The 13,030-nt window shown below is 65.3% G+C and carries 12 protein-coding genes; 10 read left to right on the plus strand and 2 right to left on the minus strand.

What is annotated here, in order from left to right:
• Positions 1 to 254 precede the first annotated feature (254 nt).
• Positions 255 to 929, minus strand: a complete 675-nt coding sequence (locus AC4QBL_RS14055; RefSeq protein ID WP_472902112.1) for a cupin domain-containing protein — start codon at positions 927 to 929, stop codon at positions 255 to 257.
• Positions 930 to 1,099: 170 nt separating this feature from the next.
• Between AC4QBL_RS14055 and AC4QBL_RS14060 the strand changes: the two genes are divergently transcribed.
• From AC4QBL_RS14060 to AC4QBL_RS14080, 5 genes are all read left to right on the plus strand, one after another.
• The gene (locus tag AC4QBL_RS14060; protein WP_472908078.1) at positions 1,100 to 1,891 is read left to right on the plus strand and encodes a S1 family peptidase; all 792 of its coding nucleotides are present in this window, start codon (positions 1,100 to 1,102) and stop codon (positions 1,889 to 1,891) included.
• A gap of 164 nt (positions 1,892 to 2,055) precedes the next feature.
• On the plus strand, positions 2,056 to 2,448 hold the full coding sequence (locus AC4QBL_RS14065; RefSeq protein WP_472902113.1) for a response regulator: 393 nt from the start codon (positions 2,056 to 2,058) through the stop codon (positions 2,446 to 2,448).
• 8 nt (positions 2,449 to 2,456) lie between these two features.
• Positions 2,457 to 3,332, plus strand: a complete 876-nt coding sequence (locus tag AC4QBL_RS14070) for a transporter substrate-binding domain-containing protein (RefSeq protein ID WP_472908053.1) — start codon at positions 2,457 to 2,459, stop codon at positions 3,330 to 3,332.
• 11 nt (positions 3,333 to 3,343) lie between these two features.
• On the plus strand, positions 3,344 to 4,990 hold the full coding sequence (locus tag AC4QBL_RS14075) for a sensor histidine kinase (protein WP_472908054.1): 1,647 nt from the start codon (positions 3,344 to 3,346) through the stop codon (positions 4,988 to 4,990).
• Between the two features lie 304 nt (positions 4,991 to 5,294).
• On the plus strand, positions 5,295 to 6,299 hold the full coding sequence (locus tag AC4QBL_RS14080; protein ID WP_472908055.1) for a porin: 1,005 nt from the start codon (positions 5,295 to 5,297) through the stop codon (positions 6,297 to 6,299).
• A gap of 89 nt (positions 6,300 to 6,388) precedes the next feature.
• Here AC4QBL_RS14080 and AC4QBL_RS14085 read toward each other — a convergent pair whose 3' ends face one another.
• Positions 6,389 to 7,525 (minus strand): 3'-5' exonuclease, encoded by a 1,137-nt coding sequence (locus AC4QBL_RS14085; RefSeq protein WP_472908056.1) that lies wholly within the window; start codon positions 7,523 to 7,525, stop codon positions 6,389 to 6,391.
• A gap of 237 nt (positions 7,526 to 7,762) precedes the next feature.
• Here AC4QBL_RS14085 and serA point away from each other — a divergent pair, with 237 nt between their 5' ends.
• From serA to AC4QBL_RS14110, 5 genes are all read left to right on the plus strand, one after another.
• Positions 7,763 to 9,025: a phosphoglycerate dehydrogenase gene (serA, locus tag AC4QBL_RS14090; RefSeq protein ID WP_472902118.1), complete on the plus strand. Its 1,263-nt coding sequence runs from the start codon at positions 7,763 to 7,765 to the stop codon at positions 9,023 to 9,025.
• Between the two features lie 90 nt (positions 9,026 to 9,115).
• The gene (locus AC4QBL_RS14095) at positions 9,116 to 9,406 is read left to right on the plus strand and encodes a hypothetical protein (protein WP_472902119.1); all 291 of its coding nucleotides are present in this window, start codon (positions 9,116 to 9,118) and stop codon (positions 9,404 to 9,406) included.
• 104 nt (positions 9,407 to 9,510) lie between these two features.
• Positions 9,511 to 11,796 carry a selenide, water dikinase SelD gene (gene selD, locus AC4QBL_RS14100; RefSeq protein WP_472908057.1) on the plus strand — a complete coding sequence of 762 codons (2,286 nt, stop codon included), beginning with the start codon at positions 9,511 to 9,513 and terminating at the stop codon, positions 11,794 to 11,796.
• A gap of 70 nt (positions 11,797 to 11,866) precedes the next feature.
• Entirely contained in the window at positions 11,867 to 12,343 is a 477-nt protein-coding gene (gene bfr / locus AC4QBL_RS14105; RefSeq protein ID WP_304834883.1) for a bacterioferritin, read from the plus strand.
• Between the two features lie 98 nt (positions 12,344 to 12,441).
• On the plus strand, positions 12,442 to 12,669 hold the full coding sequence (locus AC4QBL_RS14110) for a (2Fe-2S)-binding protein (RefSeq protein ID WP_304834885.1): 228 nt from the start codon (positions 12,442 to 12,444) through the stop codon (positions 12,667 to 12,669).
• Positions 12,670 to 13,030: the final 361 nt, after the last annotated feature.

Consider the following 13,030-nt stretch of genomic DNA (forward strand, 5'->3'; position numbering starts at 1 on the left):
AGCCCTCGGCTGGGCACCAAGCCGCTGAGCGCAGTCGTACACAGGGGGTCGAGCGAAGCACCCACGGCCCAAGCGGTCATCTTTTTTTGCCCCAAATTGATTAAGGGCATTCTGGCAGAACCGCTTACACAAGCGCCTCGATTACATCAAATGCAGCACTGAAAACGTCTCCAGCACCTTCAGTTCAGGGCGGTTGTTGCAAAAAGTACAACATTCACACAGCGCACCATCGGTGGCCGCTCTGGGGGCGGCGCTCAGGGCTGCAGGAACGCCGCGCCCAGGTGCCCCACCTTCACATAAATGAGCGCACCCTGCGGGCCGGTGAAGGGGGCATGTTCGCTCCAGCGGGGGCTGCGCAGCCAGGTGTGGGTGGGGTAGTCGCCCCATTCGTCGCTGAACACGCCGTCCAGCACAAAAATTTCTTCGCCGCCGGGGTGGCGGTGCGGCTGAAAGCGCGTGTGGGGCGCCCAGCGCACCAGTGCGGTGCTGACCCCGTCGTGCTCGTGCAGGGGCATGACGGACAAGCCCGGCACCAGGCCAGGCCGCCAGGGCTCGCTGCGGGTGTCCAGGCGCACGGGGGTGGTGTCGGTGGCGGCAAACTGCCAGAGCTTGACGAACAGCACGCAGCCTTCTTGAGAATACGGTGCATGCGAGCTGCCCGGCGGGTTGCGCAAGTAGGTGCCGGCGGGGTGGTCGCCGCTCTCGTCTGAGAAAACACCGTCCAGCACCAGAATTTCTTCACCGCCACCGTGCCGGTGCGCATCAAACCGCGAGCCTGGTGCGTAACGCACCACACTGGTGGCCCGCGCCACCTCGTCACCCACCCGGTCCAGCAGGCGGCGGTCCACCCCCGGCAGGGGCGAGGGTTGCCACAGCGACTGGTCGGCATGGCTCACGATGCGCTGGGTGAAATCGTCGTTGATGTTCATGGGTGCATGGCAAAAAGGTGTGCAGGAGGGGCGATTCGACCACAGCCCCGATACCCGAGGGCGTACCGGCCCAAAGCGCTTGCACACCGGCAGCCGAACAGGGTGGCGCGCCTTGGCATGAAAGCTGCGACACTGAACCCGTGAAACCGCAAAACCCGACCGCTGCACCTTTGGCAGCACCCGCTCCCCAGCAACCGCCCGGCACGGCGCCCGTGGACCCGTTGTTTCTGGCGGCGCCCCGTGTATCCACCTACCTCGGCTCTCACGCGCTCACCAACGCCAGTGGCTTTTTCTTTGAGCGCGACGAGCGGCTTTACCTGGTGACCAGCCGCCACGTGGTGATCGACGAGGCCTCGCAGCACCTGCCGGACCGGCTGGAAATTGAACTGCACCTGGACGCCGCCAACCTCACCCGCTCCACCGGGTTTTCGATGTTGCTTTACGCGCAGGGAAAGTCGGTGTGGCACCAGGGCCGCGACGGCGGGAGCGAAATTGACGTGGCGGTGCTGGAACTGGACCGCAGCCAGTTGCCCGAGGGCGCCATCATCCGCGCCTTCACCCCGGCCCACTTGCAAACCACGTTTGACGCCGTTCCGGTGGACGCCTCGCTGTTGGTGGTGGGCTTCCCGCTAGGATTTCACGATGCGCTGCACCACCTGCCGGTGGTGCGCCACGCGGTCATTGCGTCGCCCTACGGCATCCGCTTTCAGGGCCAAGGCTACTTTTTGACAGATGCCCGGACCCACCGCGGCACCAGCGGCGCTGCCGTGGTGATGCGCGATGTGGCGCCCAGCGCGGCCACAGCCGCCCTGCCCTGGAAGCTGCTGGGTGTGCACTCTTCGCGCATGGACATGGGCAACCGCGACCTGGTGCTGGACGAATCGCTCGGGCTCAACTGCGCCTGGTACGCCGACATTTTGATGACCCTGACCAACCCAGGCGCTGCAACCAGCGCGGCCTGAAGCCCACATGCCTGGCTGGGCACAGCCAGTCGCCTCTCACCAGGCCTGTATCGCTGGTAACCACAAGCAACAAATGGTTAAATAGGCGCCATTGATGCTTTGGTGCGACTCGACTATCGAGTACCGCACACCCGCAACGCTGCAGCCCTGATGGAGATTGACTTATGACCCGGCGCGTGATGCTGATCGACGACAACGAGAGTGATCTGCTGTTTACGCGCCTGATGCTGGAGCGCTGCGACCAGGCCTACGACGTGGTGGAGTACGAGTCGGCCCAGGATGCTCTGCACCACCTGCAGAGCGACCCCGCACACGGCATCGCGGTGATCTTGCTCGACATCAACATGCCGGGCATGAATGGCTTTGACTTTCTGGAGGCCTACGAAAAGCTGGCCGCGGCCAACCAGGCCGAAGCGGTGGTGGTCATGCTCACCTCGTCACCCGATCCACGCGACCGCTCGCGCGCCGAGACCTTTGGCTCGGTCAGAGGCTACGTGACCAAACCCATCGACAAGGCAACCGCCAGCAGCTTGGTGACCCTCATCGGCCGCCCCTGAGCCCGAACATGCCTGCGGCCCTGGTTGTTCGAAAGACCCTTCGTGGGACCGCACTGGCCTGGTGCTTGCTGGGCAGCGCCGTGGGGGCCACGCCACCCGAAGCGCCCACCCTTCGGCTGGCGGTGGAGCGCGACTACCCGCCTTTTGTGTTCGTAGACCAGGACGGCACGCCCAAAGGCCTGTCCTTCGACATGCTTCGACTGGTGCAGGAAGCCACCGGCTTGCGCGTCCAGGAACAGCCTGCGGCGCCCCTGCCAACGTTGTTGTCCAACCTGCGCCAGGGCCAGGCCGACGTCATTACGTCGTTGCGGCCTACACCCGAGCGCGCCGTGTTTCTTGAATTCACGCGGCCTTATGTGCAGGTGCCAGCCATTTTGGTGGTGCGCACCGACCACGCCCAGCTGCCCACCTCGGACGCACTGACAAGCCTGCAAGGGCGCCCCGTGGCGGTGGGCCAAGGCTATGCCGTCGAGGCCGCCATGCGCAAGGCCCACCCCATGGTGGACTGGCAACCGGTGAGCGACGACACCCAAGCCCTGCTCGGCGTGGCCGATGGGCGCTTTGAAGCGGCCGTGGCCGACGCGGCCAGCGTGGCCCACATCGTTCAAGCGCAGGGGCTCCAGGGCTTGCGCGGTGCAGGCCGCGTAGGCTTTGACTACGAGCTCAGCTTTGGCATTCGCAAAGGACAGCCTGGCTTGCGCGCGCATGGACGCCGCTATTTTGGCCATCCCACACGGGCAACGACAAGCCGTCCTCGACCGCTGGCTGCAACCGATGAACTCGGACAATCTGGGGCAACCCCAGGTCTGGCCCGCGGTGCTGGGCGCCAGCTTGCTCAGCGGCGGCTTGCTGCTGCTGGGCTGGAAAGCCTGGCGGGCGTCTGACAAGAAGCCGCATGTCTGAGCCCCTCAGCCCCGCGCCAATGCGCGCTGCAGAGGCCAGCGCTGCGGGCCTGCCTGCCGCCCGCCCCATGCGTCCACCCTGGCAATCAGCGCTGGCCCTTGGGCTTTGCTACACGCTGGCGGCGCTGGTCTCGCTGCAACTGTCGGGTCAACCCGGCAGCATGGCCACCATCTGGTACGCCAATGCCCTGGCCGTTGCCTGGGTCGCCTTCAGTCCGTTGCGCCAGGCGCCGCTGCTGGTCCTGTCCATGGCCACGGGCAATGCACTGGCCAACCTGCTGCTGGGCACCGACCCGCTGCAAGCCCTGTTGTTTGTTCCGGCCAACGCCACCGAGGTGCTGCTGGGCGGCTGGCTGGTGCAACGCGCCGGGCTGACCCAAACGGACATTGCCACACCCCGGCGGCTGCTGGCGCTGCTAGCTTACGGCGGCCTGCTGCCCCTGCTGGTGGGCGCCACATTGGGTGCATTGCTGCTGTCGGCTTCGGGCATGGATGCGCTGGGCGACATCTGGCTCACCTGGTTTGCGGGCTCGGTGATTGGCTCGGTGTCCATGCTGCCGCTGGCCTTCGTGCTGGTCGGTGCCTGGGCCCGGGGGCCATTGCCCAGGCTGCTGCGAGGCCGGCTGATCCCTTTGACCATGGTATCGGTGGGCGTCACGGTGCTCAGCACGGCCTACCTCACGTTTCCTTTTGTGTACGCGGTGATGCCCTTGCTGATGGCGGCCATGCTGCTGCCGCTGGGCGGCGCTCTGCTGGTCACGCTGGCGGTCTCCATCACCATCGCCAACATGCAGGCGCTGGGTATTTTGGTGCCCCCCCCCGTGACGCACCATTGGCAACAGGGCTTCTTTTACCTGGCCTTTGCGGCGGCTCTGGTTCCCGCGCAGGTGCTCGCTGCCGCCCTGGCCGAACTGCGCGCCAGCCACGCCGAGCTGGAGCAAAAAACCGCCGAGCTCAAACACGCCAACGAAGGGCTCGAACAATTCGTCCGCATGGCCTCGCACGACCTGCGCGAGCCGCTCAACACCGTGGTGCAGTTCACCGGGCTGCTGGCTTCGGACCACAGCGAAGCACTGCCACCCAGCGGCCAGCGCTACCTGAAACTGGTGCACCAGGCCGGCATGCGCATGCGCACCCTGCTCGACGACGTGCTGCGCTTCGCCCGGCTCAAGATGGGCGAAACCGAAACGCCGTCGCCCGTCTCGCTCGACGAGACCGTGAACGAACTGCGCGACGCCCTGGCGGCCCGGCTGCAAGCCACCCAGGCCGAGCTGACCATCGACCCCCTGCCGGTGGTGCTGGGCCATGCCAGCTTGCTGTCGCTGCTGTTTCAAAACCTCATCGCCAACGCGCTGAAATTCATGCCCTCCGGGCGCACGCCACGCATCGCCGTCACCGCGCAAGCCGCCGACGGCTTTGTCTGCGTGACCGTGGCCGACAACGGCATCGGCATTGACCCCCAGGACATTGACAAACTGTTCCAGCCGTTTCACCGCCTGCACCTGCGGCGGGAATACGAAGGCAACGGCCTTGGCCTGTCGCTCTGTCAGCAGATTGCCCAGGCCCACGGCGGCGGCATCAGCGTCACTTCGGTACCGGGTGAGGGTTCGCGGTTTGTGGTGAAACTCCCGCTGGCTTGATCAACCGCGGGCGGTTTCTGCAGCCCGAGGAAGGCCCTGCTGCTGCCGGACCAGACACGGCCACCTGCCTCGACTTGGGTAAACACTAGGTACAAACCGACCCCCATCGTATACAGTTTCGTATGCATATCTGTATGCAAACCTGAGTGGTGCGGCTGCTGTGACTGTGTTGGCAGACAAGGTGCTGGCACGCTTTGTGCGAAGCCTTTGGCTGCCCCAGCGCAAAGCCTTTCAACCCATACGCTGCGCACCGGCACGACGACTTTTCACTGTTCTTTTTTTCTCAAAAAACTGGAGTTGCATCATGAAAAAACCTGTTCTGACTCGAAAATTCACCCTCTTGTCTGCGCTTTGTCTGGTCGCCCTTGGCGCGCAAGCACAGTCCAACGTCAGCATCTACGGCCTGGTTGACCTCAGCGTGGGGTCCACCAAAGCCCCAGGTGGCGCATCCACCACGGCAGTGGACAGCGGCAAGATGACCACCAGCTTCATCGGTTTTGGGGGCAGCGAAGACCTGGGTGGGGGCTTGTCAGCTGTGTTCAAGCTGGAAGGCTTCTTGCGCGCCGACACGGGTGACCAAGGTCGCTTCGGCGGGGACGCTATGTGGGCTCGCACCGCTTCGGTAGGGCTGTCGCACAAGCAATACGGCACCTTGACTGCAGGGCGAAACACCACCGCGCTGTTCGTGTCCACATTGCTGTTTAACGCCTTTGGAGATTCGTTCGGCTATTCACCGAGCATTCGTCATTACTTCACCAGCGGCACAGTGACTGGTGACACCGCCTGGAGCGACTCCATCGCCTACGCCAGCCCGTCGATGGGCGGTCTTCGCTTCGGCGCTGCCATGGCCACCAAGGCCAACAGCAGCTCCACCAGCAATGGCGGCAACTGGAGCGTGAACCTGGGCTATGGCAGTGGCCCGCTGTCAGCATCCGTGGTCGTTCAAGATGTCAAGAAAGACGGCGAGACAGCCGCCTTGCCCGACACCCGCACCGTGCAACTGGGCGGGGCCTACGACTTTGGCGTGGCCAAGGGCTTCCTGCAATACGGTGAGGTGAAAAACCGCACCACAGCCAACAGCTACGACATCACCGGCATCGGCGCACGCGTGCCTGTGGGCGCTGGCGCCGTGCTGGTGCAATGGGGGCACATTGCACCGAAAACGGGCGCTGACCGCAACACCTTGTCGCTGGGCTACAGCCACGCGCTGTCAAAGCGGACCGATGCGTATGTGGCGGCCATGCACGACAAAGTGGACGGTCTGTCCAGCGGCGGCGGCTATTCGGTCGGCCTGCGCCACCGCTTCTGAGGCTTTCGCACTGAAGATGACTGGCTGGGTCAGGCTCCGCTGGCCTGACCCGGCTTGCATGCGGGGCACAACAGGTTTGAAGAAAAGCGCTACACCGCCCGTTCAGACATGACCCCTGGCCTGCTTGAGTAGCGCACCCGGCTGTCCATGGCTTCGATCTCCAGGCGGGCACTGCGTCGGCCATACACCTCGCTCTTGAGCCACGCCAGCTCGGCTTCGAGCCGTTCGGGCGTGGGCAGCGTGCAGGCCCACACGCGGGCTTCGGCGTCCCAGCGGTAGCCGCGTTCCTTCAGCAGGTCTTTGGATTCAAACGGTGAGCCCGTGGCGCGCAGCTTGAAGCTGGGCGCTGTGGCTGCGTCCAGCAACAGCGCCAGTCCGGTGCGGGCACCGCTGCCCACAGGGCGGGTCAGCACCTGCAGCAGGGCATGGCAGTCCACCTGGGCGCGGTGGGCGTCGTAAAACCAGCCGTGGTCCTGGGCCAGCGCGCTGAGCTTGGAAGAGCCTGCGCCGGTGGCCTTCCAGTCGATGTCGGCAAACGAGCAGGCCCAGGCCTTGTCGGCAAAACCGGGAAAGCGAGCCTCGACAAACGGCCGGTCAAAGCCCGCGTTGTGCGCGATCACCAAGTCGGCCCTGGCCACCAGGGCCGCCACCTGAGCGTCGTCCAGGCGTTGGCCTTTCACCATATCGTCACGGATACCGGTGACTTGCTTCGCCACTTCGGGAATGGGCATGCCCGGGTCTTCAAAACCTTCAAATATCTCGACCGGCCCGAAAGGCAAGCCTGTCGCCGTGTCCACCTGCACCAGCAGCATGGCCAGTTCAATGATCTTGTCGCTGCGGTGCTGCAAGCCGGTGGTTTCGGTGTCCAGCACCAGCACACGCTGCACACCGGCCGTGCCCGCCGGGGCACCTGGGCGGGGGCCAAAGTCCATCAAAGGCACCAGACGGCGCAGCACGCGGAAATCGGGGTGCTGCTCCAGCGCTCGCGCCAGGGCTTCAAAGTCAACCGCCACCTCGGGCGGATCTTCAGGCGGGTCTTCGAGCGGGTTCACGCCCGCGGGGCGCGGCGCTTCGCAAACGGGTTCGAGCGCTTCGGGTGCGGGCGCTGTAGCTGCCAGCGCCTCTGGTGCCACGGCCACAACGGGCGCAGCACGCGGCGGGACTTCGCTTGGGGCCTCGACGGCGGGCAACGGTGGGGCGTCGAAATTAAAACTGGCCTGGGTCATTCGACGGATGCTTTCTTGGCGATGGGGCGCGGCGGGTGCCGCGCAAACGCGGGCACAACGCCGCAGGGATTCTACGTAGGTACGCGGGCGTTTTGCAGAGGACGCGCGCGGTTTTTACGCCCTGAAAACCGCACAAGGCTTGCACGGCCGCGCTGCACCCCGCGCACCCTGCCCAGCGACAGGGACAAGCCGTTGCCCAGCACGCGCACCGCCAAAATCCGACTATATTTGTCAACTATGAACCAGAGCCTCCTGCCCACAGCCCCACCCGCCCCCAAAACATCGACCGACAAGCACAAGATCCGCTTCCTGTTGCTCGAAGGCATCCACCCGTCGGCCATCGACGTGCTGCGCGCGGCGGGCTACAGCCAGATCGAAAGCCTGCCCGGCGCCCTGCCCGACGACGAGCTCAAGGCCAAGATCGCCGACGCGCATTTTGTGGGCATCCGCTCGCGCACCCAGCTCACCGCCGAGGTGCTGAGCCACGCCCACCGCCTCGCTGCGGTCGGCTGCTTTTGCATCGGCACCAACCAGGTGGACCTGGCCGCGGCGCGCGAGCGCGGCATCGCGGTGTTCAACGCGCCGTTTTCCAATACCCGCTCGGTGGCCGAGCTGGTGCTGGCCGAGGCGATTTTGCTGATGCGCGGCATACCCGAAAAGAACGCCGTGGCGCACCGCGGCGGCTGGTTGAAATCGGCCAGCCATTCCTACGAGATCCGCGGCAAGACGCTGGGCATCGTCGGCTATGGCGCCATCGGCACGCAACTTTCGGTGCTGGCGGAAGCGCTGGGCATGAACGTGGTGTTTTTTGACACCGCCACCAAGCTGCCGCTGGGCAACGCCCGCCCGCTCACCAGCCTGGACGAGCTGATGGCCACGGCCGACGTGGTGAGCCTGCATGTGCCCGAAACACCGGCCACCCAATGGATGATCGGTGCGGCGCAAATCGCACGCATGAAACCCAGCGCCGTGTTGATCAACGCCTCGCGCGGAACGGTGGTGGATGTGGATGCGCTGGCCGACGCGCTGAAGAAGCAGGCTCTGCTGGGCGCTGCCATCGACGTGTTTCCCGAAGAGCCGCACAGCAACAAAGACACCTTCGAATCGCCGCTGCGCGGGCTGGACAACGTGATCCTCACACCGCACATCGGTGGCTCCACGCTGGAGGCGCAGGAAAACATCGGCATTGAGGTGGCGGAAAAACTGGTCAAGTACAGCGACAACGGCACCTCCACCTCGGCCGTGAACTTCCCCGAAGTGGCCCTGCCCGCGCACCCCGGCAAACACCGCCTGCTGCACATCCACCGCAACGTGCCCGGCGTGCTCTCCAGCATCAACCGTATTTTTTCAGACCACCACATCAACATCTCGGCGCAGTACCTGCAAACGCGCGAAGACGTGGGCTACGTGGTGATGGACATCGACGCCGCGCACTCCGAGCTGGCGCTGGCCGAGCTGGCGGGTGTGCCCGGCACCCTGCGCAGCCGCGTGCTGTTTTAAAACTGTGCGGGCAGACCCGGTTGGCATCGGCAGCAAACGATTCCACAATGACCCAGGTGCGCACCGCGCGCCCCTCAGCAGGAGACCGCCATGACCGCGCCATTGCCCCCCAACCCCACCGCGCAGCCAGCCAAGGACGAGCCCGCCCTGACCAACGCCGAGCTGGTGCAGTTGCGCGTGCGCGTGATCGCCCTCGAAAACATGGTGATTGCGCTGCTGGCCAACGCACCGCCCAGCCAGCAGGCACTGGCCCGTGAAATGGCCGACTACATTTCACCCCGGCCGGGCTACACGCCCCACGCGGTCACCATCCACGCGGCCGACCAGATGCGCAGCCTGGTGGACCGGGCCGACCGCTTCCAGCCCACACTACTGAGCTGAGCGCGGCACCAAAACCGGCCCCACGGCGGGCCTGTCATGGCCCTGTACGCCAGCGCGCGCTGCCCCGCCTCTATGATCCGGGGAACAGCCTCACACGGATTCCCATGCAAGTTTCTGAACAACCCGTCCTGCGCGACCTGGTGCTCGTCGGCGGCGGCCACAGCCACGTCGTCGTGCTGCGCATGCTGGCCATGCAGCCCGAGCCGGGCCTGCGCATCACCCTCATTTGTACCGATGTGGACACGCCGTATTCCGGCATGCTCCCGGGCTACATTTCGGGCCACTACAGCTTTGACGACGTGCACATCGACCTGGGCCGTCTGGCGGCCTTTGCGGGCGCGCGCTTCATTCGCGGCGAAGTCACCGGCCTGGACCGCACCCAACAGCGCGTGCTGCTGAAAGACAGGCCCGCACTGCCCTACGACCTGCTGTCCATCAACACCGGCTCCACACCCAATGTGCGCCAGGTGAAGGGCGCTCAGGCGCACGCGGTGCCGGTCAAACCCATTGCGCAGTTCAACCTGCGTTGGCTGACCCTGCTGGCGCGCGTGCGTGAGCTGCACAGTCGCTTCACGATCGCGGTGGTGGGCGGTGGCGCCGGCGGCGTGGAACTGGTGCTCTCCATGCAGTTCCGGCTGCGCAACGAGCTGCAGCAGCTCGGCCGCAACCCCGACCTGCTGCACTTTGTGGTGCTCACGGCGGCCGACACCCTCCTGCCGACGCACAACCCGTCGGTGTGTGCGCGCTTTGCCCGCGTACTGAAAGAGCGCCACGTGGCCGTGCACACCCGCGCCGAGGTGACGCAGGTCTCGCCCGGCTGCCTGCACACGCAGGACGGCCGCACCTTCGACGCCGACGAAACCCTGTGGGTCACGCAGGCCGGCGGCCCGGTCTGGCTGCAGAGCACCGGCCTGGCGCTCGATGAACACGGTTTCATCAAAGTCAACGACCGGTTGGAGACGCTGGAGGATCCGAAGATTTTTGCGGCAGGCGACGTGGCTTCGTTCACCGCGCGCCCCCTGGAAAAAGCTGGCGTGTTTGCCGTTCGCATGGGACCGCCGCTGGCAAAAAACCTGCGGCTCAGTTTGCGCGGCCAACCTCTGGTGGTCTACCGGCCACAACGCAACTGGCTGGCGCTCATTTCGACCGGTGACCGGTTTGCCGTGGCCTCGCGTGGGCGCCTGGGTTTTGCTGGTGCCTGGGTCTGGCGCTGGAAAGACAGCATCGACCGCCGCTTCATGCGCAAATTCAACGAGCTCCCGGCCATGGCGCAGGGCAGCCCGCGCGCAGCGGCGCCCGCCAGCAGCCTGGCGCTGAGCGCCGAAGAATCGCGCCAGGCTATTTCGGCCCTTGCCATGCGCTGCGGCGGCTGCGGCGCCAAGGTGGGCGCCAGCATCCTGACCCGCGCGCTGGGCAGCCTGCAGCCGGTACAGCGCGACGACGTGCTGATTGGCCTGCACTCACCCGACGACGCTGCCGTGGTGCGCGTGCCCCCGGGCAAGGCCATGGTGCACACCGTGGACTTCTTCCGCAGCTTCATCGACGACCCCTACCTGTTTGGCAAGGTGGCGGCCACCCACGCCCTCGGCGACATCTTCGCCATGGGCGCTGAAGCGCAATCGGCCACGGCCATCGCCACCGTGCCGCCGGGCCTGGAAGCCAAGGTGGAAGACCTGCTGCTGCAAATGATGACTGGCGCGGTCGAGGTGCTCAACGCCGCCGGTTGCAGCCTGGTGGGCGGCCACACCGGCGAAGGGCGCGAACTGGCGCTGGGCTTTGCCGTGAACGGACTCATGGACGAGGACATGAGCGGCGTGATGCGCAAAGGCGGCATGCGCCCTGGCGATGTCTTGCTCTTGACCAAGCCGATCGGCACCGGCACGCTGTTTGCGGCCCACGCGCAGCACGCCGCCAAAGGCCGCTGGATCGACGCCGCCCTGCAATCCATGTTGGTCTCCAACCAGGCGGGTGCCCAGGTGCTGCGCGCCTTTGGTGCCACCGCCTGCACCGACCTGACCGGCTTCGGCCTGCTCGGGCACCTGGTGGAAATGACCCGCCCCTCGGGCGTGGACGCCGAACTGCAACTGAGGGCCCTGCCCGTGCTGGATGGCGCGGTGGCATGCGTCCAGGCCGGTATCGTCAGCTCCTTGCAGCCGGCCAATGTGCGCCTGCGCCGCGCGCTGCGCAACGCCGAAGCCTTTGTGCAAGACCCACACTACCCGCTGTTGTTTGACCCGCAAACCGCCGGCGGCCTGCTGGCCACCGTGCCGGCCGACCGGGCCGCCGCCTGCGTGCAAGCCCTGCAAACGGCAGGCTACCCGCACACCGCCGTCATCGGACGCATCCGTGGCGCATCAGACGCGCTCGAGCCGGTGGTGCTGACCCCGTAAGACTGCACAACCCGATACCATCCAGCAATCAACCCAACCCGCAACCCTTAACCATCGAAAGGACGCCCCCATGAAAGGCGATCAAACGGCCATTGGCCACCTGCAGGCCCAGCTCAAAAACGAGCTCACCGCCATCAACCAATACTTCGTGCATTACCGCATGCTCAAGCACTGGGGTTTCGACAAGCTCGCCAAAAAGGAATACGACGAATCCATTGGTGAGATGAAGCACGCCGACGCGCTCATGGACCGCATCTTCATGCTGGACGGCCTGCCCAACCTGCAAGACCTGGGCAAGCTCAACATCGGCGAAGACGTGCCGGAACTGCTGGGCAGCGACCTCGCGCTGGAGCGCGGCGCGCAGGCCACCATCAAAGACGGCATCGCTTACTGCGAGTCGGTGCGCGACTACATTTCGCGCGACCTGCTCTTGAAGATCCTCGACGATACCGAGGAGCACGTCGACTTCCTCGAAACCCAGCTGGAGCTGATCGAAAAAGTGGGCCTGCCCAACTACCTGCAGAGCCAGATGGGCGATATCAGCTGACCGCCCGTCGGCACCAGGCGATGAATACATCAAGGACTTGCATTATATGAATGATATCGATTATCATTCACATGAGTAAACCTTAACGAGATCCCACCATGATCGTCTGTGTCTGCCGCCGCGTGAACGACAAAACCATCGCCCAGGCCGCGCGCTGCGGCATGAGCTTTGACGACATCCAGATCGACATGGGCGTGGCCACCCTGTGCGGTCGGTGCGAATCCAGCGCACGCGCGGTCTGGATGCAATGCCGACCGTCGCAGCCAACGGCGCATGTGCACCGGCACTCACCACAAGCGGCATCGGCCGACAACGCAACCGCGTAATCCGCCTCAGATCGTCCAGCGCAGGGGCTGAATCACGGCCCTTCACCTGGCCTGTGAGCCACCTTGCAGCTGCCGTGGTGCCGCAGCCGCACCCTTGAAAGTAGGCTGCCCACTCTGCAATTGAACCGCCCCGCGGGGCGTGAAACGGGCCCAAGGCCCACATGCGGCTGCATGGGCCGGGAAGCCAGCGCGCAGGGGCCTGTGCGGCCTCTCTGCCTTGTGGCGGCGGCCACTGCCGGTCGGGCGGGGCCGGTGGCTTGACGCTCCATGCTGCCCAAAGGGTCTGGGGACCGTTTGCATTGAGTGCGCTCAATACCCCAGCAGACGCATCCTTTAGCCTGTCCCGATGCGGTGGGCTCTT

The sequence above is a fragment of the Hydrogenophaga sp. L99 genome, from assembly GCF_058731905.1.